At 39.7% G+C, this 26,257-nt stretch carries 10 protein-coding genes; 9 read left to right on the plus strand and 1 reads right to left on the minus strand.

The window, feature by feature from the left end; translation table 11 throughout:
- The first annotated feature begins 319 nt into the window (after positions 1-319).
- The 7 genes from GM661_RS03680 (at position 320) to GM661_RS03710 (ending at position 23,536) form a co-directional block, all read left to right on the plus strand.
- Entirely contained in the window at positions 320-8,806 is an 8,487-nt protein-coding gene (locus GM661_RS03680) for a fibronectin type III domain-containing protein (RefSeq protein ID WP_230868790.1), read from the plus strand.
- Complete coding sequence (locus tag GM661_RS03685; RefSeq protein ID WP_230868791.1) at positions 8,803-20,229, plus strand: RHS repeat-associated core domain-containing protein; 11,427 nt, start codon at positions 8,803-8,805, stop codon at positions 20,227-20,229. Before GM661_RS03680 ends, GM661_RS03685 begins: the two co-directional genes overlap by 4 nt.
- Positions 20,207-20,986 carry a tetratricopeptide repeat protein gene (locus tag GM661_RS03690; RefSeq protein ID WP_230868792.1) on the plus strand — a complete coding sequence of 260 codons (780 nt, stop codon included), beginning with the start codon at positions 20,207-20,209 and terminating at the stop codon, positions 20,984-20,986. The genes GM661_RS03685 and GM661_RS03690 overlap by 23 nt, the downstream gene beginning before the upstream one ends.
- Positions 20,987-20,999: 13 nt before the next feature.
- A complete protein-coding gene (locus GM661_RS03695) occupies positions 21,000-21,203 on the plus strand; it encodes a hypothetical protein (RefSeq protein WP_230868793.1) in 204 nt (67 codons plus the stop codon).
- A 94-nt stretch (positions 21,204-21,297) separates the two neighbouring features.
- Positions 21,298-22,821: an RHS repeat domain-containing protein gene (locus GM661_RS03700; protein WP_230869759.1), complete on the plus strand. Its 1,524-nt coding sequence runs from the start codon at positions 21,298-21,300 to the stop codon at positions 22,819-22,821.
- A complete protein-coding gene (locus GM661_RS03705; protein ID WP_230868794.1) occupies positions 22,822-23,319 on the plus strand; it encodes a hypothetical protein in 498 nt (165 codons plus the stop codon). It abuts the gene before it with no gap.
- Positions 23,320-23,356: 37 nt separating this feature from the next.
- Entirely contained in the window at positions 23,357-23,536 is a 180-nt protein-coding gene (locus tag GM661_RS03710) for a hypothetical protein (protein WP_230868795.1), read from the plus strand.
- A 204-nt stretch (positions 23,537-23,740) separates the two neighbouring features.
- On the opposite strand, the gene GM661_RS03715 is transcribed toward GM661_RS03710, so the two are convergent.
- Positions 23,741-24,439 (minus strand): GntR family transcriptional regulator, encoded by a 699-nt coding sequence (locus tag GM661_RS03715; protein ID WP_230868796.1) that lies wholly within the window; start codon positions 24,437-24,439, stop codon positions 23,741-23,743.
- 87 nt (positions 24,440-24,526) lie between these two features.
- Between GM661_RS03715 and GM661_RS03720 the strand changes: the two genes are divergently transcribed.
- Complete coding sequence (locus GM661_RS03720) at positions 24,527-24,694, plus strand: hypothetical protein (protein ID WP_230868797.1); 168 nt, start codon at positions 24,527-24,529, stop codon at positions 24,692-24,694.
- 244 nt (positions 24,695-24,938) lie between these two features.
- Entirely contained in the window at positions 24,939-26,249 is a 1,311-nt protein-coding gene (locus GM661_RS03725) for a GntP family permease (protein ID WP_230868798.1), read from the plus strand.
- Positions 26,250-26,257: the final 8 nt, after the last annotated feature.

Below are 26,257 nucleotides of genomic sequence, written 5' to 3' on the forward strand. Positions count from 1 at the left end.
ATACATTGGGAATAGTGCTTTGGGTAATGCTTATCATGGTGGTTATTCTAAGAAGGAATAAACAGTGGATCTTTTATATGTAATTATATTATTTTAGCATCTTGAATAATTGATTGTTGCCATTCAAAAACTCCGCTACGGATTTAGTATTGGCCAATTACGGGCTGTTTTAAACTCCCTACGGTCAAACAGGAAAACAGCCTTTTCCGTAATTGACCATACTAAATCCTGCTCCGTTTTAATTGGCTGGTCAACAATTCAATTATGCAAAAGGTCTATTATGAAAGAGCCTTATTTAAACAACAAGGGGGGGATTGACTTGTATTGGAGAAAGAGTTTATTAATTATTTGCTTTTTTTTAATTGCTTTATTTTTAGTCAACCTGCTTACGATGGCTGCAGAGGAGATAGACAATACTACTACTGTTTATGAATTGTGGCAGGAGATGAATGAGGAGGAATCTGAACTAAAAACAGCAGTGCTTAGTGAAAAACAGGAAACTGCTGGAGAAGAGATTATAGAGGAAAGGGGTAGGTATACTAAGACCTTTCAGCAGCTGGGACGGAAAGAGATGATTTTATATACAGAACCGGTTCATTACCAGGATTCCCAGGGGAACTGGCAGCCAATTGATACTACTATTAAAAAAGAGAGTTCTGTAAAAAATATGAGCAAGGCACTAGCTATATCAAATGAGAATAGTGCTTATGAAGATGCAATTTATGATAATGATTTCAAAATGAAATTTGCTAGAAAACTTGAACAGGGGATTGAACTAAGTCAGGGTGATTATAGTCTAAAGATTAAATTACCAGGGGCCAGTAGTAAGTACAATGAGGTTAAGGGCAGTATGAAAAAATATGTTGAAGTCTGGGATAATGTAGATATTCAGTATAACGCTTTTTATGATATGTTGAAAGAATCGATAATCTTAAAAAATAAGGAAGCTCGGAATACATTTGACTTTCAGCTTGAAATGAATACAGAGTTAAGCCTCAAGGAGACAGAGGAAGGACTCATTTTAAGTGATCCGGCGACCGGAGATGAAATCTTTGAACTGGGTAGATTATTTGTTTTTGATAAAAATACAGTTGAAGCTGATTATGAGCATGTTGACTGGCAGTATCAGCAACAGGGGAAGGTTATAAATCTACAGGTTGTTGTTGATAAAGAGTGGTTAGAAAGTTCAGAGCGTAGTTTTCCGGTAGTGCTAGACCCTTGGATTAAAAAAATTTCTGTATCAGGAAGTACTAAGAGGCGTTATTGGAACTTTAAGGAAGACAAAGATCAGATTATTAAATGGCAAGCTATGATAGATACAAAGAGCACTGGACATAGGCATAGTACAAAGGAACATGGGATTTTCTATATTAAAGATTTAACAACAAATAGCAATTTAATCTATGTCAAGAAAGGATATAAGAATGACTGGTCGGGAAGTGGTTATCTGTCAATCAAAGGTAATCATAATTACCAACTTTTTGTCCAGCGCTATAGACTTAAGGCTAAACGGCCTGGGAATCCTTATTATAAAAGAGGTACTACCTGGGCCAAAATCACTTTCTATGATGAACCAACCTTAAATCCTGTTACCCCCAAGTTACTGGACCAGAAGGGGAATACAAAGTATTACCCCAGTCTTTCTAAGCTAAACTGGACATATAGTGATCCACAGGGTTTTGCCCAGCAGAAAGTTAATATTGTAGTACAGAAGAAGGGTGATTCAGGGGTCTGGGCTAATTTTTTAACTACTAATGATTTGAATTACTCAGCACAGAATTATCCAGTGAATAATGAGCAGTTTACTACTGATGAATATAGATGGCGAATTAAGGGCTACAATAGTAAGATCTGGTCAGACTATTCTTACTGGTCGAATTTTATGGTGGATAAACTGCCTCCCTGGCCGGCTAATGGTTTTGGATTTGCTGCTTCGTTAAATTTAACTAAGGCCAGCAAGGAAGAAACAATTAGAGACGCCTATTCCCAGGGCAAGAAACTGGCCTATACCCTGGAATGGAATAAATTTGTTGATACAGATGAGAACCAGCCAGTTGGTAGTGGACTTAAGGAACAGATCTTGCAGTACAAGCAGGATGGAAAAGGCTGGCAGGAATTAAGTAGGCCTGGTCCTGGTCAGGCAGCTACCAATTTTATAGTAGACTGGAATAGTAATTATAAGTTTAGAATAAAAGCAGAGGATCATGTCGGGAATACTTCGGTCTGGTATCCAGGAAGCAGTAATTATGCTGAGTTTAGTACCCCGTCAAAACCGACCAGGTTTAAAGAGATCCAATTTATAGATAATAAAATTAAGGTTGAGTTTTACTGTCATAAGCTGGCCAATGCTTATCAGATAAAATGGAAAAACACAGCTGATGATTCCATTAAAGGTCAGACAGAGTGGATAAAGATTCCAGCTGATTATACAGGGGAGACTTATACCTACACAATAGCACCCCGGGAGATCGGTTTTAAATATAACCAGGACTACGAAATTTCCATTGCTACCTGTAATACGGAAAATGATGAGCTTATTGTCTATAATGACCCCACCTCCTTCCAGGTAGCTAATCAACCCCCACTGACACCGGAACTAAAAAGCCCGGCTGCTGATTCATATTTGACTACTACTAATCTAAAATTGTGCGGGGAAAAGACTAGTGATCCTGATGGACAGCAAATAAGCTACATTTTTATCGTAGAGAGCTTGACCAGTAATCAGGCCAGTGAATTAGAATGGGTTAAATATGGGGAATATGCTGGCACAGTTAGTGAGAAGGGAGTAGAGACCCCGGTTGTTTTGAAAGATGGCCACTATCGCTGGAAACTGCGAGCCACAGATGGGCTCGTTGATAGTGATTCAGTCTACCGGGAACTATATATTGACACTACTGCTCCGAAAACCCCGGTCTTCCAGCTGCAGACAACTACTGGTGAGACTATTAGTAGTACCAAGCAGAGTCAGTTGCTAATTTATCTGGAGGACTATAGCCGGGATTATGAGCAATACCCATATCCGGCTGATCAGGAGAGGATTAATGATCTGGCCATTTTTAAGATTAGCTCAAATCTCGACCAGACAATGACAGTTAATAAGTCAGAATTAGTAAATGACCAATTTATTTACCAGCTTGAAGAGGTAAATGGTGAACATCAGCTTACGGTTACTTCAGTTGACCGGGCTGGAAATAAGGCTTCCAGTACTAAGAGTATAATCTATGATGATCAAAAGCCGGCTAAAATCACTTTTACTGAGGAGACCAGCAGCTATCTAAGTAATTCTATCAATCAGGAGACTGGAATGGTAAGAGTAGAATTCAACTGGCCTCCTGCTGTAGATAAGCCGGTTACAGTTAAAAATAGTGGTATCGCCAGCTATCTTGTGGAGTTGAAACGGGTAGCAGCCGGGACTACGGATCTTTATGAAACAACTGTTCCTTCAATTATAATTGATCAGCTGGACTTTAATGAAGAGCTCAGTTTAAGGGTCAAAGCGATTGATGGAGCCGGTAATCAGGGTCCCTGGTCGGAAACAGTGAGCTGGTTTACAGCTGCAGAACCGACTGCTTTAGAGCTTGACAGTATAAGTATTGAGGAGCAGTCAGCTGGTCTTTATCAAAAGATGGCCAGGCTCTTAATAGCTCAGGGTGATTTTCAATATTATAAGATTCACCGTTTAAATTTAAGTAATACTGCTGAAGAGGAGTTAATTACCCCTGCTATTTACGATAGTTTAGTATATAGTCAGCAGGTGGCTCCCCATCAGCATTACCAGTATTTTATTAAAACATATAATGATAATGAGCACTCGACCGATGGCCGGGTTTATGGAATGACTACTGAGCTAACGGTTCCCAATAGCCTGCCAACGGTTCCAGTGATTGTAGTTTCCGGGGTAAATGAGAACGGCTATTTAAATACAGATACAGCGACTATCAATATTAATAGTACTGATCTCTTTGGCCATAGTTTTTCCTACTGTGTTGATTATGATAATGATGATCTAAGTTATCATTTCCTGGTAGAAGAAGATGGTCAACCCTTAATTGATAAGAGTACGACAGTTCCTTCCCTGGCCTTAAGTAATTTAAAAGAGGGGAGTACATATCAAATCCAGGTAGGGGTTACAGATAAGGTCAAAAATCAGCACGGTGAGTTCGAATATGTCGCTGCTGATAATTATTCTTTTACTGTAGATACAGAGAGTCCGGTCATTACGATGAGTGAAGCAGCTGCAGACTACGTAGCAGAGCAAGTAATAAAGATCCAGGCAGTGGATAAACTTAGTCAGCTTAAGAGTATTACATATAAATGGGGTGAAACTGGTCAGCTGCAGGCTGTCCCGGAGAACGGACAGCTCCAGGCCCTCCATGGTGAGAATAAATTAATAGTAATTGCGGTGGACAAAGCTGGCAATCAGAGCAGTAGCTCCCGGGTCTACCGGGTTGATACTACTGCCCCCAAAATAAAGGCTGTTCACTTAGAGGATAGCCAGCAGTATCAGGGTAATTACTTTGTTACTAATGATCAGGAGATCTATCTCAGCCTGGAATTTGCTGAGGATTTAACAAATATCAAGGCCTATTATTACGGGTTGATTGATGAAAGCCAGTCCTTAAGCAGTATTACTAGAGATGACTTAACTAAAGTGGAGGTAAACGGGATTAAGGGTTATACTGGCGAACAGCTGGTTCAGGCTGATTTATCAGTTGATCATAAGTATTATCCGGTCATGATAGTTACTAATAGTGTGGGCCGCTCAACAGCGATCCAGAAAATAGAACCGGGTTTTTATGTTGATAACAGCAGTCCGGAGATTAAGTTCAGTGTTGAGGGTTTAGTTAATAATCAAAAGGGGAGATTTTTAACAGAACCGGGTGGGCTTAAAATCAGCCAGGAAATAAGTGACCAGGAGAGTGGAATTAGGGAAATATATTATGGGATTAGTTCTCAACTTCATGGTGAGACCAGCTGGTTTGCCAGCCTGGAGGAACTGAAAAAGGGGACTAATTTCCAGGAAGGGAAGACCTATTACCTGGCAGTTAAAGCAGTTAATAACCTGGGACTGGTAAACAGTTCCTACTCTGAGGGATTTCTGGTTGATACCGAAAAACCGGAGTTTATTAAATTAATATTGGGAGAGGAATTACCGGCCGGGCTTAACAGCTATATCCAGCGCCGAAATGATTATCTGCCAGTCAGCTGGCTGGTTAACGACATTTCCAGGATAAGTAAATACTATTATCAGCTCGGGACAGCTAGTGGCCAAGGAGATATCAGCCGTAATTTCCCTGGGGCTGATCCTGAGGGCTGGCTGGAATATGATTCGACTGCTTATCAGGCTAGCTTTAGAATTAGCAGTCCAGCTGATACTTATCCTGATGGAATTTATTATCTAACGGTAAAGGCAGTTGATGTGGCAGGTAATGAAAGGGTCAGTACTACAGAAGGAATGGAGATAAATACCCAGCTGGCTCCGGTTCCGACCATCAGAACAGATGGTTCTTATTTGCCTAGCAAAGACTATCTGCACTTTATTATTGAGATGGTCAATCCAGCACAGGAGATTTCAGCTTACTATTACTGGATTGAGGATACTAGTGGTAAGACCGTTTTAGACCGGAAAAAAGTTAAGACAACGGCGGAAATAATAGATGTTGATGAAAACGAAGTTTCTTTTCAGGATGGCCAGGCCTATTATATTTATGCTCAGGTACAGTATCTTGATGGTTCATCTTCGGAGAGTGGTTTTGCCCGGGTTAATATTGATTCAACAGCACCTGAGCTGCTCAGTATTTCGGTGCCGGACTATGCCAGCAAGGAGGAACTGAGTATTAGCTGGGTGGCTGAAGAGGATTATTCCCAGCTCTCTTATCAGGTCAAGCTGGGGAGTCAGATAAATAGTGGTGATATTCTAGACTGGGTAGATATTGGAACCAGGCAGGAAGCGGTTTTTGATAATTTAGATCTTACTGATGGTCAGTTTGTTTATGCCACTATCAAGGCGGTCAATAGTTCTGGTTTGAGTGCTGTTAAGGCCAGTCAGGCTATTGTAATTGACAATACCTCACCACCAGTGCCAGTGGTAATTGATGGAGGGTTATATAGTATAGATGATCAGCAGTTATCGCTGGATTGGCGCTGGACCCGGCCTGATCCAGAATCAGGGATTAGAAATTATCAGGTGGCACTCTTAAGCTCCAGAAACATTAATGCTGATACAGCTTGGGTTAATGTTGGGGCAGAACAGACTAATTATACCTTTAAACAGCAGTTAAGAAATGGGCAGAAATATTATATGGCGGTTAAAGCGATCAATGGAGCCGGACTGTCAAGTATGGAGCTTACTGATGGGATAGTGATCGATGTTACTAAACCTGCTCCCCCCAGGATCGATGACCATGGGGATTATACTGATAGTCTGACTACACTAGAAGGGACATTTAATGGTTCACTTGACCCGGAATCCGGTATTGCCTCTTTCTATTACTCTTTAGGCACCTATAGCTTGCCGGCAAAATTGGTTAAGGAAGAGGAGGTCGGGTCTACGGTAATAAGTAGGAATGATCTTAGTCTTCAGGTTGGGGAGGTCTATTTCTTTAAGGCCATGGCTAAAAATCAGGCCGGGTTATTATCAGCCCGGACCAGTAGTAATGGAATTATGGTGGTTGAGCCAGATAGGCCCAAAGTAAGCAAGATTGAAGACGGTGGGGATTTTACGATCAATAATGATTCCCTAAGTTTTGTCTGGGAGCTTGATGACCCGACTGTTCCCTTTGAATCTTATCAATATGCCTTAGTGGATAGTAAAGATGCTGAGATAGCAAACTGGTCTAGTACAAGAAAAAATCAGCTGACCCTAAAAGCTGAAGATCTATATGGGGAAGGTGGGCTTTTTGAAGACGGAAAGACCTATTATCTGGCTGTTAGGGCAGTCAATATGCTGGGGACTCCGACTACTGTCAAAATATCGGATGGGATTACTGTAGATGCTACTCCCCCCACACCGGCAGTACTGGGAGTAGACCGGTATACTAATAATAGTTTTTCTTTGCAGTGGTCCTGTACTGATCCTGATACCAAAATTACAGGTTATCAATATGCGATAGGAAGTAGTAGGGGTGGTACAGAGATAACAGAGGGCTGGAGAGCAATTGATCTTAGTCATTTAAATCAAGGGGAGAGTAGTGAGCGGATAGACCGTAGTATTAATCTTGCTTTGCAACATGAGGGACGTTATTATCTAACGGTAAAAGCGGTTAATGAAACAGGGCTGTGGTCTCAGGAAGCCAGTAGTTCAGTAATTATTGCTGATTTGGAAAAGCCTTCTCTTCCGCTGGTGACTACTGAGTCTAATTCAATACCAAGTTATGTTAATAAAAAAGACCTGATTGAAAATATTGCCTTTAGTACAGAAGACAGTTTAAGTGGTATTGCTGCTTACCGTTATCAGGTGGTCAGCCGGCAGGATATCAGTGGGGGTTTAAGCGGTGAGATCAAATATACCGATGATTTTCTTAAGCTATACCAAAACGATGACCTGGATATTGACGGGTTAGAGCTGGTAGAGGGACAGACGTATTATGTAGCCATTCAGAGTGTTGATCGGACTGGCAACTGGTCCGGGATTGGCTACAGTCAGCCGATTATTGTTGATACCATTAAACCTGTTTTAAAATTCAAAACAGAACTGGCTGAACTGGTAAGTAATGATGGTTACATGGAGATAGAGTGGTCGACAAATGAAGGGGGAACTATCTATTACAGGACAGTACCCCTGGATGAAAATGGTTTACCTCTTAATGAGCCGGCTTTTAGCAGTCAAGTAGTAGTAAACTATAATGATAGTTTTGATTTTCAGGAAAGTACTTATGGGAGGTATGAGTTCCAGCTCTATCAGGTGGATCTGGCTGGTAATGCTACCGGGCTTATTAAACAGCTGGTCAGATATAATCAACCACCAGTAGTCAGTATTAGTGGGGATTCAACTAACTATAAAGGTCATAGTATTAAGTTTACCGGACAGGTTACTGATGATACTGGGCCGGCAAAATATAGTTGGCGGATTGGAGACTATCAGGTGGAGAAGGTGGTTGGTGTTGACGAAAAGCCGGCAGAGTTTTCTTATCAGTTCCTGGAGATCGGGACTTATCAACTGGAACTGGAGGTTGCTGACCATGATGGTGCTGCTACCAAAGAAAGTTGGGAGATAATCATTACCAATACCCTGGAAGGTCCTCTGGTCTTAGATGAAACCTGGAGTGGGGAGATGCAGATGCGGGGAACAGTGGTGGTTCCAGAGGGGATAAGTCTGACCATTGAACCAGGAACCCTGATTTCTTTTCCGGATAGTGCCTATTTAATAATCAAGGGTGAGTTTGAGGCGAGCGGAACTGTTAATATGCCAATAACGATAAGCGGAACATACTGGTCTGGCCTATTAATCAGGCAGACGGCCCAAGTCACTGAACTTAATTACCTGCTGCTCAGTGAAGCGGAACGGGGTTTGACCCTGGAAAAACAGGATATTACTCTTAAGGATTGTAGTTTGCTGGATAATAAGATCGGGATCCATCTACATGGTTCTTCACCAGAGATAAATAATTGTAAAATTAGTGGTAACGAGGTCTACGGGGTAAAAGAAGAACTTGCTAGTAAGCCAGTCTTAGTAGATTGTATTTTTAACAAGAATGGTAATGACTACTATCATTATCTATTGACCAATATTTCCCTGGATAAACTAAATAGTCTGGCGGGTAATTCCGGGAATCTTAGCCAAGAGGAAGGGGATGACGAGAGATGAAAGGATTAAATAAAGAGCTGTTGTTTGTTCTTATCCTGCTACTGGGAATAGTAGTTCCGGTAATGGCAGGTAATCAATATATAGGGGTAGAGAGTGTGCTGAGCGGGATTAATGCTGACCCCGCCCACCCGGCACTCTATCTAGTAGATGGTAAGCAGGATAGCTACTGGGGGTTTAAAGCAACAGAGGGACAGGCCTGGGCAGAGATTAGACTGGAAGGGGAGACCCTGGTTCAAGCCCTGGAGATAAATGGTTATCTGGCTGCTGAAAGTGAGCTGATGGTAGAGTACTATCGAGATAATCACTGGTTACCCTTCCTGGCGCCAACGGTAAATCAGCTTAGTAAGGAAACCCTGCTTGATCTATCCTCTGACCAGATAGTGACTGACCGGGTCAGGCTGTCGGTCTCAGGAAGGGGGATGGCGGCCTCTTATCTAAGAGAGCTTAAATTACTGGGCATTCCTGCTGCTGAATATTATCACCGGATTAAACCTCGCGGGATTGAGGCTTCAGCCAATACTGACCCTGTCTATGCGGCAGATTTTTTACTTGATGGAAATACCTATACTTGCTGGCAGACAGAAAAAGAGAGCAAAGACTGGCAGGACAGGAAGTTTGATGAAGTCCTAGAGGAACTTAGCGGGATAGTAAGAGAACAGAATAGTAATAAAAGTCAAAAGGGCAATAATAGTCAGCAGACTACTGCTGAAGTGGAATTTGACTTAGGTGGAGTATATACTTTAGATAATATCAAACTCTATCTATCCAATCATTCTAAAGGGACGATAGAATTACATACATATCAGAAGGGAAACTGGCAGCATTTAGACAGTATAGATTCAATCCTGGCAAATAACAGAGCAGACTGGTACCGCCTGGATTTAAAAGACCGTAATGTAAGTACTGACCGGATAAAATTAATTGTTACTGGCTATGGTGGAGAACTTGGTGGGATAGGTGAAGTTGAGTTCTGGGGAACAGGTAATTACTATGGAGAAACCCCGGTACTAATCGGCATGCAACAGCCTCACCAACTGGACCAGGCTGTTAACAGTCAATTTGAATTAGCTGCAGATAATATTAAAGAATATACCCTGGAACTGGCAGTAAAAGAAAACAGTGCTGCAGCACTAACTGTAGAACTAAACGGTAAGGAAATAAGCCTGAAACCAGCTTTTCACTTAAGGGATTATACAGTATATAAAAAGAAGTTAACAAAAGAAAATCTCTGGGCAGGTAAAAACTACCTGAAAGTACAGCCCAAAGATAATTTAACACTGGTTAATGCCAGATTGAATAATATAAAAGAGACAAATACTGACCCTGAGTTGGGAGATGGACGTTTATTTGGACCAGCTAACAATTCAAGTGAAATAACAGTTAAGCTGGACAGGCAGGAAATATCACTTCCAGCATTTCCAGTTTTCCTTAAACCCCCCTATATTCCGGGGAGTGGTTCAAGAAAAATAGAGAACTGGAATGGCCCGACAGTAATAGACCATGATCTCAGTTATGATACCCTGATTGTTAATACTGAATTGCAGCTAGATACTAGCTATGGAGATATATCTATCATTGTTAAAGAATTAAAGATGGGTTCTAATGCCAGTATTTCTGTTACTGGTCCCGGTCAGGCCTATCTATACCTGGCTGGTGATCTACAGCTAAGTAGTGGTAGCAGGATCAATGGTGCCGGGAAGACTGAGTCCCTGGAGATTTATCATACTGGGAGCAGGGTCTATATTGAGGGTGGTGTTGGTGGTCAGGAGCAGTATAAAATTGCTGCTAATCTCTATACCATGGCTGATGAGGTTTTTATCCAGAATGGGGCCAGCTTTAAGGGTAAGCTCTATGCTATGAAGGGAAATATAACTATCAGGGGAGGGATCACTGCTTCTGAATTAATCTATGCTAAGACTGGTGTAGTAAGAATTACCGGTGGAGCCAGGGTTAATGGTCAGCTGATCTCTAGCGGGAAACGGCTCGAGATACTTGGGGGCAGTACCTTCACTGCTGTCAGGTCTGGGGAAGGAATCCTGGCTCCTGAAGCTGAGATTTATCTTGACCAGGGGGCAATGGTCAATGGTCAGATCCTGGCTAACCCGGAGCGGGTACATATTGGTAATATTAACCCGCAGTCCTGCTATAAGATACCGCAGACCGGTAAGCGGGAAAATAGATATATAGAAGAGCTAAGTATTTATTCCCGGGAGGATAATCCCCGGCTTAGTCTCTATGCCTTGGTGGATAATAGCTGGCGGGAGCTGGAACAGACAGCTCTTGGCTTGAAGAGTATAGTTTTTAAAAGCTATCTGAAAACAGATAAACTCTTAATTAAAAATTCACAGGGGATCCCGTTGAGCGAGTTAGTAGTAAAATATAGTAGTGAAAATCAACGGGAACCAGAAGTGGAGATCCTACAGCCAAGCGATAATCAGCAGTTAAATCCTCAGGAACTAGCCCGGGGGAAAATCATTGCTTATGTTGACAATCCTGATACGGAAGTCACGATCAATGGTCAGCAGGCCTATCACCGGGGCCATTATTTCTGGTTGGAGGCAAATAGGTGTGGGGCCAGTGTTAATCAGGCCCATAAAATAAGAGCTCTGGCCCGGGATAATAAGGGGCGGGTAAATTATGATTTAGCGACTATTTATCTGGCTAATCAGGTTTTGATTGATCTAAATTTAAGTGAGGGGATATTCTATACTGACCAGGATAGCTTGGTTTTGAGCGGTAGTATTAGCCCTCCTTTGAACCAATTAAGAATCAATGGAGAAGAGGTTAAGCTCTCCGGGCAAAAATTCGATCAAAAGATCGACTTAAAACCTGGGTTAAATCTGTTAAAAATAGAGGCGGCTAAATTAAACTGGCAGGGTGATCCGGAATACAGCCGGGTAATTTACCGCAAGGTAGTACGGCTTGAACCGCTTGAGTTAAGGGTTGATTCACCGTTAGATGGGTATTATACCAAAGCAGACAGTATTGTAGTCAGCGGGATGGTCAGTGGGCTTGGTGAACTGACTGTTAGTGTAAACGGAGAGGAGACAGTTCTGGAAGGCGGATTATTTTCTTCCCGGCTAGTAGAACTGAATGAAGGTAATAATACCATCAAGATAGCAGCCGCTAATGAGTTAGGCCAGCTTAGCCAAGAGATAAGAGTGATTAAGGATACTGTTGCCCCGGTCTTAGCGGAGATTTCGCCGGCAGATGGCTATATTTCGCCTAGCTCTACTTTAATCATCAGTGGTCAGGTTTCAGACCGGAGCCCGGTTCAGGTCTATGTCAATGGCAGGATTTCAACTTTAACTGGCAGTGATTTTAAAAAGCAGCTTAGCTTTAAAGATGGACAGCAGCAGCTAACGCTTAGGGCCATCGATCAGGCCGGTAATGAATCGTTCTATCAATTTAATGTCCTGGTAGATACTGTTCCCCCGGCTGCTTTCACGGTCCAGGCTAAACCAGCAGATTGGAGTGCTAATACCCAACCAGTAATTAGTTTTGAGACTAGTGATCAGACCAGTGGGATCAGCCATTATGAATTAAAAATAGATGAGGGGGCTTATCTGGAGGTTGCCAGTCCTTATCAGCTGCCTGTTCAGCCTGATGGTGAACATTTAGTGACCGTAAAGGCTATTGATAATGCTGGGCTGGAGACAGTCAGTTCTACCAGGGTATATATAGATACAACTCCCCCTGAAACCCCGGAAAACCTGCGGGTTATCCCTGCTGATGGACGAATAACCTTGAAATGGGATCCTTCTTCAGAAGATGTTGTGGAATATCAGGTTAGCAGAAATTCCGGGAAAGACGGTGGTAGTGATGAGCAGAACGAATCTTATACGGTCAGCAAAGAGGAATTTACTGATAGTAATCTGACTAATGGGGATATTTATAGCTACCGGGTAGTAGCAATTGACAGGGCAGCCAATCAGAGTAAAGCGACAGGCTGGAAAACGGGTATAGTAGGTCTGGCTGAGACAAGCTATGATCGAGAAAAAGGGGCCCTGCTGGAATATGATAATCTGGCCCTGGCCCTGCCGAAAGAACAGCTGCCGGAAGAGATAGATAGAATAACTGTCACCGAAATAAGCAGTGCAGAGCTGGAAGAGGAGATGATCTATCCCCAGGTCGGGCCGATTTATGAAATCTCTGCCTATAAAGAGGGCAGTAATACTCCAGAGGAAAACATGGCCTTAGAGAACGGCTATCTAGCCAGGATAAAATATGAGGAAAGTCAGCTGCCAGAGGGTTTCCCTGAACATAATCTGGGGGTATACCACTATGACCCCATGTTTGGTAAATGGTTTAAACTTCCCAGCACTGGTGTTGATGTGAAAAACAACTATATCTATTTTATCACCAACCATTTTAGTTCTTTTTCTGTCCAGTCTACTATCATCCAGGACCTGACAGCTCAGGAGTATAAAGATACGGGTTATTCTCCTTTAAAAAGCTATTCCAAACATGAGGCGGTTACAGTATCACCCCAATTTGGTACAGCCAGTACTGAAGCAACAGAACTGGTTTTACCAGGGAGGAATGGTTTTGATTTTGTCTTGAAAAGGAGATATGATACGGCAACAGCCCGTAATGATGCCTTTGCTCTGGCGATAAATGCCAAGATCGGGATCAATATCTTGGGTTCAGATAACAATGTACAGGATTATGATACACTTAAGAAAATAGTTGATGCCTTTAAAGCAAAGACTAATTGGGCCAATGAGGCCAAAAAAAACCTATTGCAGATGCTGGAAAAATATTTGTTTAATCAGGGGGATTTTGCATACTCTACTGGACAGGGCTGGAGGTTAAATATACCATATATCAAGGCAGCCAACAGCACCTTGATTCTGCGGACAGCTGAAGGTAGTATGCACTATATCAATGAAATGAAACTGGTCGATATCCCGGTATTTGTCCCCAATGCCTACCGGGAACTGGTTTTTGAGCAACATGAAGGGGCAGACTTTACTTTAAGAGTAAAACAGGTATATTCACCGGTAGATTTTGTCCAGTTGGTTGGACTAGCAGGGGCCAAGGGTGACCCACAGAAAAATAGAAATGCTATTAAAAGCCGCTGGTATAGTTCTGGCTATACCCTGATTTTAAAAGACGGGACTAGCTATCAAATGGACGGTCTGGGCCGGACCACAGCAATGGTCGATGCCACCGGCGCAAATAAAATAGAATATCATTATGATGGTAGGCATTTAGACTATATCAAAGACTCGATGGGCAGAAAGATTCGTTTTCAATACAGGAGTGATCTATTATGGCCCCGGATAAAAAAAGTCTGGCTAGAAAATGACCCTCAGGGTAGAGAAATAAAATATGATGTTGGTCGGGACAATTTACTAGATGATGTCCAGGATGTAGCCGGCAGGGTTAGCAAATACAAGTATGATACCCGGCTCTTATATGCCGGAGAGGCTGGAGCCAAATTAAATCTAGGCCGGTTAATCTTAAAAATAATTGCCAGTGAACTGGTGGGCCCGGCTGCTTCTATCTTTGGCGGCGCTGATATAGAACTATATGGTAGTCTTCAGGCCCAACTGGTCTTCCCCCTGGAGGAAATAAGCGCTCCCGGCCAGGGGATAAGCAAGATTAAATATCGGCAGGCTACACTAATGCATGGTAGTTGTGATATAGACTGGTTTTTTATTATACCAAAATCTATTACCTTGAGTGTGGAACTGGAACAATACCTCTTAACTAAAAGGGTAGAGGTATATCTTGATAGTAGTCATAAAGTCAGAACCACCAGTTATGATTATGATTTTGACTATTACAAATGGCAGCAGCCCATGAACTACCAGACAGTAGAAAGCGATGGCCAGCGTGAGACGGTCTATAAGTATCAGCCTGTAGTCCAGAAACGCTACAGGTGGGAAGACAAATCATATGATACAAAATCCGGGGTAAGTATCTCTTTCCCGGCACAGTTATGGACCAAACATGCCCTGGGTGTCCTGAAGAGTGAAGAGGTAAACGAAGCAGCCAGTGGTGAGACACTGCAGAGACAGGAATATCAATATGACCTGAAGAAGATGCGTCCGACTAAAATAAAGACTATCAGGGGCAGCAGTTCTAATCAGGAAAGCTACCATTATGATAACTGGGGTAATGTCATCTATTATCATAATGCCGATAATGGTCTGAAACGCTATCGACATTATCTAAATACTAACAGCAGTACAGCTGCTTTCCCTGCTAAATTTAAAACTCCAGTAGATAGTGACTTTAGCCAGGTAAAGGTAGATAAACATATCCATAACTTACTGGCAGACAGCTTTGTCTTAAACCAGAGCCCGGTTGGGGGTTCTGTACCGGTCCAGAGTCATCATGTCTATTCAGCAGTAGGGAAGCTAGTATTAAAAGCTGACTGGGATGACCAGCAAAGCAAATGGCTTAAAAGTAAATTTAGCTATGACCAGTATGGTAACCTGATTAAACAGATAGACCCTCTGGGTAATCTTAGCGAAATAGAATATGATGAGGAATACAGCCAGGCCTACCCCACTAAGACCATTAGAAAAGGTCAAAACGGGGAAGCTATCAAAGATGTTGACGGTCAAGCCATAGCTGGTGAATATCTCATCACCCAGCAGGGCTATTATAAGTCCACCGGTTTAAAGAAATGGGAGATAGATGCTAACGGTGCCCTGACAGAATATCAATATGATATCCTGGGCCGTCTTATCAAAACTATCTACCCTGATGATGATGACCAGTATGCAGGTACCATAGGCAGCCTGAAACCAGCCAATTACAGTAAGCGTGCTAATAACCCGGTCAAGATCCAGTACTATAATGACAAGAGCTATCAGACAACCGTTGTCAATGCCAGTGAGGATTTAGCGGTAGATGACTATAAAATCAGAAATAACAATATCACCGAACCAGTCTACAATAAGTCCCGCTATCACTATGACAAATTAAACCGCTGGGTAAAACTGGAGACCTTTAACCTAAAAGCAGACGGCAGTTCAGAAGTATTAAGCAGCAGTTTCTATTATGACCAGGCGAACAGGAGGACAGCAGTTAAAGATGCCGAAGGCTATGTTAGTTTTACAGAATATGACCCCTTAGATCGAGAGACCAAGATAATCTTAGCAGATGGCAGTAAAGACCTGGCAAATTCTAAAGATAACCAGCTCTATACCAAACTAGAATATGAACAAAACCAAAGGACGATGATCGATGCCGAGGGTAATAAAACAGAAGAGCTCAAGGACTGGTCAGGTAATCTTATTAGAGTCAATCAATACCTCAGGAATGAAAAAATAAGTAGCTCAGCCCAGTATGACCAGCTGGGTAACAGGGTAGAGCTAAAAGATGCCGCAGGAAGAATTACCCAGTATAGCTATGACAGCCTGGGCAGACTAGTAGAAGAAATCTTAGCTGAAGACGACTATATCAGACCGGCAGCAGGCAACTATGACAATGTCAGCTATAACTCAGTAAGATATAAACCCAGCCGGCTCTATTTCTATGACGAGCTGGGTAGAAAGGTAAAAGAGATTTCTCCTAATAGTAACTGGCTCTACGGTCAGAACAACAACAGTGCTGTCAGCACTTACCAGTACAATGCTGTCGGTAACCTGCTTCAAGAAACAGACCCGGCAGGCGAGATAGTCAAACACTACTATGACCGGAAGGGTAATGAAGTCAAGACTATCGACCAGGCAGGGAATATAGTCCAGCAAGAATATACAGTCAGGGGCTGGCTTAAGGCAGAGGCCCTGCTCAATGGTAGTCTAAGTAATGAAGGAGATGTCAGTACTGAAAGTGGGGCCCATGACCTGATAAGCTATTACAGCTATAACCTTATCGGCCAAAAAACAGCTGTAACAACAGCTCAAGGGGTAAGCCAGGCTGCAACAGCAGGGTCAGAGACGGTCACCCTCTTTGCTGCTGATATCTATGAACATCTTGAAACACCATACTATCAATTAGACCCTAACTATACAAAGGAAATAAAGTATGACCGACTGGGTAGGGTAATTGAGGAAAAAAGGACTGTTAATGGTGCAGAATATATCACTAGCTACCAGTATAACCGGGTGGGTAAGAAAAAAGAAGTAATTAACCCGGAGGGACAGCGGACAGTCTATCACTATACCCCCCAGCACTGGTTAGAAGAAGAGATCAGCTATGATCAAGCTGGTAAAAAATATAGCAGTAGTTACCAATATGATAAAGTCGGTAATAAAACAAGGGAAACTGACCCGGCTGGTAGAATGACCAGATATAGCTATGATCAGCTGAACAGGTTAGAGGCGGTAATGGAACCAGATGGTCAGGAAGAAAAATACCGCTATGATGGGGTAGGTAATAGGACGATTGTCATCAGTGGTCTTGGTCAATCAACCAGGTATGAATATAATAGTCAGAACCAGCTGGCCAAGGTTATTGATAGCGCAGGTGGGAGCAGTAAGTACTACTATGACCCGGAAGGTAATTTGATGGAAAAGGTACTGCCTAATGGTGTCAGGACAAGGTACAGCTATGACCAGCGCAACCTCATGGTCAGGGAGATAAGACCAGAGGGTGGTGTAATCAAGTACAGCTATGATGGGGCTGGGAATCTCATAGAAGAGATAGACCGGAAAGGACAGCTAATCAACTACAGCTACCGGCGAGACTATCTGCCGCTGAAGATAGAATACCGTGACCAGAGCGGAGAAGTACTGGCAAGTAAAGAATACCACTATGATAAAGAAGGAAATAGACTCTCTGCTGTCAGAAAAGATGGGGAGAGAGACAACAGTACTATCACCACCAGCTATAACCCCCTGGGATTCATCAGCACTGAGAACAGGGGGATAGACGGTAAAAGCTACCGCAGTTCCTACCGCTATGATAAGCTTGGTAAACTCAGTGGAATCAAATACCCGGGTAGTAATAGCTATCTGGAATATAAGTACAATGACCTTAACCACTTAGTTGCAGTGGATGGTATAGCTGATGGTAGTATAGATGATAGTAGCAATGATTTAACCTTCACTTACCGGAACAATGGTTTCCTAAGCGGGATTAGTTATCAGAACGGAACAAGCAGCAGTATCAGCCCTGATAGGAATTACCGGATAGGAAATATCAAAATAAAAAAGAATAACGCCGGGGTAACAGAAAAATTACTGGATATTTCCTATAACTATGACCAGAACAATAATCTAATCAAAAGGACAGATAAGCTAAGTAAGTATACCAACCAGTACCACTATGACCGGCTAGACCGGCTGGTCTCGACAGATTTGGCAGGGACCTTCTATGGAGAAAGGACCGGACATACCGGGGTAGCCGAAGAAGACCAGTTAAGATACAAGGCTCTTAAGGTCAAGGAAGACTACCTGGTTGACTTTGACTACCAGGCCAACAGTGTCGGGGTTATCCTGGTAGAAAAAGCAGAGATAGGTAAGATTGTCTTAACTCCGGCAGCAGGAGTAAGTGAACACCGGGTCAGCAAAGACACTATCACTGTCCACTACAGTGATGATAATTTTGACTATTACGAAGTCCCTAAAGAAGATTGGGAATTCACTAAAGACAAAGAAGGAAAAGTAACCATAACCTTCAAAGAATCAATACCGGCCTTAGCCTTTAAGGTCCATTCCAACCATGATGACCGGGATATAGATAATAACTATCTAAACTTAAGTACCTTTAGCAATAACTTAGAAGAGATTGTCAGGGTCTATCAAAGGTCGAATGAAGGGAAGATAGAATACAGCTATGACGCTGGTGGTAACAGAACAGAAAAACACAGTATTGTTGGTAATGATGATAGTACTAAATATGAGTATTATCCAGATACTAACAGGCTTAAGAAAACCACTTCTATTATCAGTGGTAAGACCTATAAGGAACAATACTATATCTATGATGAGAATGGGAATTTAACCGCCAAGGGTAATGAAGTTAGAGAGAATAGTGATGGTAGTCTCATCCTGGACAAGGACAGTCCAGGTAGTAGATACTGGGAATATGAATATACGGCTGATAACAGGTTAAAGGCAGTTTACTATAAGGGTGAGCTTAAAGTTGAGTACAGTTATGATGCTGATGGGAAAAGGATTGTTTCGGATACTGAGGAAGGAATAACACACTTTGTCTTTAATTATAGTGGGAAGGTTATTTATGAGGAAAGTATAGGTTCTGATGGAGAGAATAAAGTAACTTCGTATGTCTATGCTTTAAGTAAGCAATTGGCACGGGTTGAAGGAGTTATTGGTGGTGAGGGAGAAGTAATATATTACCACTATGATAACCTTGGTTCTACCAGGTTGATGACTGATGAAGATGGTGAAGTTGTTTTTGACCAGGATTATCTGCCTTTTGGTGGAGATTTAGCAGTAGTTGGCGACCTTGAGCCGCAGAATGATGTTGGGGAGAGTTATAAGTATACTGGCCAGAGGCAGGAAGTTTCCATTGGGTTCTATTACTATGGAGCCAGGTTCTATGATCCTGGGATAGGTCGGTTTATTAGTGAGGATAGTTATGCTGGTGAGCTTGTTAATCCTCAAGGGCAGAATATTTACGTGTATGTTATGAATAACCCCATGAAGTATGTTGATCCTACGGGGCATGATGCACTGGGAATAAATGCTGGAGAAATAATAAACGATTATGAAGAACTGGAAAAAAGTCGTACTATATCTGTAGGAGATATGACTTTTTATGGCAATTATTATAATGTTCAGGAGGGAGATACATTAAGTGATATTACAGATGAAATGTATAATACAATTCATTTCAACAAGAAATACAGTGGTGAAGAATTAGCTCGAAATACTGTATATAATTTAACTAATTTTGTAGCTGACATAAATCACTTAAAGGATAAGGATAGGATAAACCCTGGGCAAGAATTATTTTTCCCAGATGTATTTGGTACAATGCATAGTATAAGCCAGAATAGGTATAACAAAAATAATTATGCAAGTATAAGTTTGAAAGGTATAGGTGCTTATGTTGGTACTAAAGCTGGTGAAGCTACTTTAATTACTGCTGCCGAAACTGCAGGTAAATCTATTGGATATTTTAAACATTACGGTAGAAATGGTTGGGTTATGACTGGAATAAAGAAAACATTTGCTCGTTTGATGAAGGAACTACCTAAAACATTTGGAAATAATTTAGCAAAAAGTTTATCTAATCCTGCTTCAAGCAATACGGCTATTGAAGCAACTGGCGCAGGTTTATCTAAGCTACCTTTTTCCAAAATAGTATCTAGTTCATTTAGCTATGGTTTAGGAACTCTAGCAATAGTTATAGGTGAAACAAAGCCAGTAGGCGACAAACCAATTAATGAAATATACCTTGAAACGCCATATACAAAATATGGAATATATATGGATAAAAGTACAGGAAGAATGAGATACTTAGAACCAAATATTGGGAGGTGGGATAATAATTAAAGATAAATTAATGTATTTTTGGGGATATTTTTTATACAGCATTGGGGTAAAAAAGAGAGCTAAAAATATATTTATAAAGCTAGATGATGGTTCAGATTGGAAATTAAAGTTATTGTTAGCTAGAATTAATATATCTATGGATGAATTTAATAAAGCATTAAAATACCTTGATGAAGTAATGACTTTAGTAAGTGATAGTAAGATAAAAAGAATATTATTAGAAGATAAAATAAGTATTTTATTCAAATTAGAAAAATATAATGCTGCATTAAGTATATTAGAGAAAGAAGATCAAGATGATGTTAATATATTGGAAATGATAGCTAACATATATTTGAAAAAGGATGACTTGGATTTGGCTGAAAGTTATGCTAAAAAAATAAATACAATTGACCCTGTAAATGAAACAGCAATTTTTCTTTTAGTAGGAATAAACTATAAAAGAAAAAAATATAATGAAACAATAAAATATTGTAATAAATTATTGAAATATGATAAAGAAACTGCATTAAGGCTTTTAGCTAATTCATACTTGGAATTTAATGATTTGGTAATGGCAGAAAAGTATTTTAAAAAATTGAGATCTAAATATAGTGGCCAACTGGCCACTATATTTACTCATGCTAGACTTGAATATAAAAAAGGAAACATAAAAAAAGCATACAAAATTTTAAAATTTATAGAAGACCAAGGAATTGAATGTAACGAAGATTTTTACGGAATATATAATCAAGTAAAAAAAGAAATAGAGAAATAATGGAGGTTGAAAAATGGCTAGAATAATTGCTTTTTTTATAAATATGCTTCCTGGTGTTTTTTTAGTCAGTTTTATTATTTCTATTATAATTTTAGCTAGGGTAATATTTAATATTAAATCATTAATAATAATTGATGGTTCTAAAAAAATATTTATTGCAATAGTAGTTTTGGTAATTATTATTATAGTTTCATTTATTCAATTGCTATCTTATTAGTAAATTCAAAGCATTTTCATAAAAATAGTGGTACTATATCTATGATGAGACGGTAATTTAACTTCTAAGGATAATCAGGTCACAAGGAATATTGATGGCAGTCTTTCCCTGGTCAAAGACAGTCCTGGCAGTATACTGGGAGTATGAGTATACGGCTGATAATCTTTTGCAGAAAGCATATTATAAAGGGGAAATAAAGGCTGAGTATAGTTATGATGCTGACGGTAAGCGGATAGTCTCTGATACTGAGGAAGGAAAGAGATACTTTGTCTTTAATTACAGTGGGAAGGTTATTTATGAGGAAAGTATAGGTTCTGATGGAGAGAATAAAGTAACTTCGTATGTCTATGCTTTGAGCAAACAAATGGCGCGGGTTGAAGGAGTTATTGGTGGTGAAGGAGAAGTAATATATTACCACCATGATAACCTTGGTTCAACGAGATTAATGACTAACTCTGCTGGTAAAGTAGTCTTTGATCAGGATTATCTACCTTTTGGTGGAGATTTGGCTGTTGTTGGTGACCTTGAACCTGTGAATGATGTAGGTGAAGGTTATAAATATACCGGGCAAAGACAGGAAGTTTCTATTGGGTTATATTACTATGGAGCCAGGTTCTATGACCCTGATTTAGGTAGGTTTATAACTGAGGATAGTTATGCTGGGGAAATAGTTAATCCACAGGGGCAGAATATCTACGTGTATGTTATGAATAACCCCATGAAGTATGTAGATCCTAGTGGGCATAAATGGGAATTTAATGCTGATTCCTGGGAGTGGATGGCTACAGAAGAAACAGATAAGTTATGGCAATTAGTCGATGAAGCTAAATTCAACTCCTGGCAGGAAGCAGCAGAATATGCTGGAATTAAAGACTGGTATGATGACGAAGGGAATCGTATAAGAGGTAAAAATAGATCACTTGTAGGTATGGGAATAAAGGCGCCATTAGATATTTATAAGGCTGAATATGCTGGGTTTGATGGAACAGTAATTCAAGCAGGATATAAAGATAATAGTATGTCAGTAGTATGGAATCTATCAGATGTGACAGTTGAAAATATAAGGACAAATGATGCGTTTTCTACAAGTTTATTTTCTTATATATCCGATTCACAACAAACAGGATTTTCACTACCCAATCTGGGATTAAATGTCTCCACGCTATATGGTGCTTTTCCTAAACATTATAGTGATTTTTTGACAGATGAGGCACACAGAGAAGAGTTATATAATTCCTTACTCGGAGATACAAAATTAGAATTTACAAATTTTGTATTTGGCACTTACACCCGTGTTGAAAATAAGTACTGGCGTGGTGAGTCTGTAAATTATGGATTACTCGGAAAGAAAATCAAGATTGGAAAACTTGCAATAGGTGGTATTGGAAAAGGTAATTTAATTCAACATACTTCATATGAACAGAAGTATGGTTTAGGGAGAATAAATCTTATTCCAGGTCAAGAAATGCTTTATAAAAGAAAATCTGAGTTTGAAAGGATAATTGGGGTTGCAAATCATTCTGGCTGGGGTACAAGTGGCTTAGATTGGGAAAAATATAAAAATATTTTAGAATTAGAAGCAGAGAAAAATTATCGTCAATTATGGGGGATGAATTAAATGGCTCTTTTTAATATGAACAATAAAACATTTATTACACTAATTGTTATATCTACCTTACTATTTTATGCAATGGTTTATATACCTTCAATTGAGGGCAAAAAATATCATGAAGAATTTAAAAAGACAAAATTTGATGAATTAAGTATTAAAATGCATGATAATTTTACAGATGAAAAAATAGAGGCAGAAATTACAGATAGAAATGAACTAGAATTTTATTATAATATATTTGCTAATAAACTTGAATATGCTCAAATTAAAGAAAGAAAATTATACTCCTATTCTATTTTTTTTAGATTTTATAATAAAAAGAGTAAAAAATATTATATATTTAAAGTATTTTTTGATCATACAAAAGAAGTTGAACGCCCAGTATTTCTTAGAGTAAAAGAAGAAGACCCTGGTGGATATGGTTTTGCCTTGAGTGATGAAGACTTTCAATTTTATCAAAAAATAATGGAAATATGGGAGATATCTGAGAAGAGTAGAATATAAGATTGAAAATGAAAGTAATCCCCGGACTGGATAAGTTTTGGGGGTTCTTTTATTTAATGTAGATGCTAAATATACAGTGAATCAATTAACTTCGTATGTCTATGCTTTGAGCAAGCAAATGGCTAGAGTAGAAGGAGTTATTGGTGGTGAGGGAGAAGTTATATATTACCATCATGATAACCTTGGTTCTACCAGGTTGATGACTGAAAGATGGTGAAGTTGTCTTTGACCAGGATTATCTGCCATTTGGTGGAGATTTAGAGCCGCAGAATGATGTTGGGGAGAGATATAAATATACTGGGCAGAGGCAGGAAAAATATAAGCGTGGTGGGGAGTCAGATGAAGTGTGTTCTCATAACTACTTTCAAAATAATACTCCTAAGTCTTATAATAAGACTTAGGAGTATTATTGATAGAGCTATTATAATTTGTCTAATTCCTTTTTATAGTCATTAGATGGTACAGGGGTGTATAGTTGATTGTTATAAAAATATTCAAGAGCAGAAATTCGGCAAGATTTAATGTGTTCCAACATGCACTGCTCTGCTTCAGCATATTTTCCGTCAATAAGTTTGTTCAATATCTCTAGATGCTCTTCTTTTGCATCATGTACTTTAGCTTGGTTCTGTTTGCTAGAGATAATAATACGTGTATTTTCTTCAAAAACCCTTTTCATGGTGTTTATTATAAATCTATTTCCGCAATATTCAATAATGAATAAGTGCATTGCAGTATCCAAACGAAAACTATTATGAACATCGACAATGGGTTCATGAAATTTTTGGGAAAAGTTTTTAAGCTCATCTAATGGCAAGTGTGGTGCAGCTAATCGAAGGGCGATAGGTTCCATTTCAACACGTGCTTGAAAAACTTGAATTACGTCATTGAAGGTAATATCTGTCACGTATATTCCTTTTTTTGGTATTACTTTGATAAATCCCTCCATTTCTAATTTGCTTATAGATTCTCTGATGGGGGTTCGACTTAATTCCATTTCCTTTGCAAGTTGTGCTTCATTTAAAAGACTTCCAGGAGGGTAGATACAGTCTACTAGTTTTTCCTTTAGTAGTTGATAAGCATGGTTTTTGAGACTTTGTCGGGATTGATTGTTTTTATTCATAATAATGTCATTCCTATTCTAAAATTATTTGTTTAAAAAAATAGCAGCTTTGGAAATACAGATATAAAGGGAAACGATGCTATTTTAATGATATTACAGGAAGCGGATAATTTCAAGGAATTAGAACAAGAAATATATAAATTAGTCTGTAAAATAGTAAGAAAGAAGTTAAAAGAGACGCTATTGTTGGTTGATGAAATCATAACAATAGGGGAAAGGGGGTTCTATACCATTCCGTTTGCGGAATCTCTGTAACCTCCCACAAAAGCTTGACAAGAACAAAAACATCTTGTATACTACAAGTATATTAGAAGTATGCAATAGTGGTTTGTAACACAAATATTAGGAATTGTGTGAGGAATCCAGAATGCACTACTTTTAAATGAAAATATGTATTTTTAAACTGGAGGTGCTGTAGTGATATGATATAGTCACAAGATTAAATTTATGCAAAATAATAAGGTAAGTTTAAAGTACAGAAAATCAGGGGGGGATAATTATGGACATGTTAGTAATTTTATTAGGGTTGGCAATTCTGCTCGTGCTTACACTTCGAAAAGTTCCAGTTGTATATGCCGCAGCCATCAGTATTATTTTTATTGCAGTGTTTAGTGGCTTACCTATTGTTAAGACTGTAACAAGTGATTACATGACAGGTTTTGCAGGTTTTGTTAAAGCAGCATGGCTTATGCTATTATTGGGAGCTATTCTTTCAAAACTTATGGATGTTTCAGGTGCTGCCAGTTCAATTGCAGCAGTAATCATTAACAAATTTGGGGTTAAACATGCAATTCCAGCAATTGTTATAGCTGGTGGTCTCCTTACTTTTGGTGGAGTATCTGCATTTGTTTCTTGCTTTGCATTATATCCGATTACCTTAGCGGTGTTTAGAAAAGCAAATCTACCAAGGTATTTGATTCCAGCAGCTATTGGTTCGGGGATATTTACATGGGTAACAATGTTCCCTGGCAATCCACAGATTCAGAATATAATCCCATCTTCATATTTACCGACAGATGCAATGGCGGCACCGGTAGTAGGAGTTATTTCTGCAGCTTTTGCTTTAGTACTAATACTTGTTTATTTAACATTCGAGGCAAAAAAGGCAAAACAAAAAGGGATTGGATTTGAATCAGATGAAGAGACAAATCAAATCCTTGCGAAAGCAGATGAAATGGAATGTAATGGAAAATTACCGAATGTTATTCTTTCAATAGCTCCAATTGTTGCAATTGCTGTTGTATTAAATGTATTTAATCAAGACATTTCTGTTGCCTTACTATCAGGGATTGTATTATGTGCAGCATTGTTTTTTAAAAATATTACTGGTGTTAGAAAATTACTAAATGACTCTGTAAGTAGTGCAGCTGTAACAATTGTAAATGCATCAGCGATAGTTGCCATTGGAGCAGTCATTAAAATTGCGCCAGGTTTTCAAAAAATAGTTGATTTTATATTAAATTTCAGTCAGTCAGGTGGAAACCCACTGATCATATTTGGTGTTGCAACGACACTTTTATGTGGACTAAATGCATCAGGTATGGGAGGTCTATCAACAACACTTACTGTATTGGCTAAGCCGTTTTTAGCCATGGGTGTTAACCCTGATATTATGCATCGGATTGGTGTTATTGCTTCCGTTGGTCTTGATAGTTTACCTCATAGTGGTGGTATTGTTGCAATACTTGCGATTTCAGGTGTTTCATATAAAGATGGATATAAACATCTATTTGTAACAACCGTGTTAATTACATTGCTTACACTTGCACTAGCACTAGTATTAGGTAATATCTTTTATCCAATTGCATAATCTTGTTT

Origin of the sequence: Iocasia fonsfrigidae, assembly GCF_017751145.1 — a bacterium.
GTDB classification, from domain to species: Bacteria; Bacillota; Halanaerobiia; order Halanaerobiales; family DTU029; genus Iocasia; species Iocasia fonsfrigidae.

Coding starts and splice junctions, on each gene's coding strand:
- GM661_RS03685 (WP_230868791.1), top strand. CDS start 8,803: ATGAAAGGATTAAATAAAGAGCTGTTGTTTGTTCTTATCCTGCTACTG.
- GM661_RS03695 (WP_230868793.1), top strand. CDS start 21,000: ATGGCTAGAATAATTGCTTTTTTTATAAATATGCTTCCTGGTGTTTTT.
- GM661_RS03700 (WP_230869759.1), top strand. CDS start 21,298: ATGGCAGTCTTTCCCTGGTCAAAGACAGTCCTGGCAGTATACTGGGAG.
- GM661_RS03705 (WP_230868794.1), top strand. CDS start 22,822: ATGGCTCTTTTTAATATGAACAATAAAACATTTATTACACTAATTGTT.
- GM661_RS03715 (WP_230868796.1), bottom strand. CDS start 24,439: ATGAATAAAAACAATCAATCCCGACAAAGTCTCAAAAACCATGCTTAT.
- GM661_RS03720 (WP_230868797.1), top strand. CDS start 24,527: ATGATATTACAGGAAGCGGATAATTTCAAGGAATTAGAACAAGAAATA.
- GM661_RS03725 (WP_230868798.1), top strand. CDS start 24,939: ATGGACATGTTAGTAATTTTATTAGGGTTGGCAATTCTGCTCGTGCTT.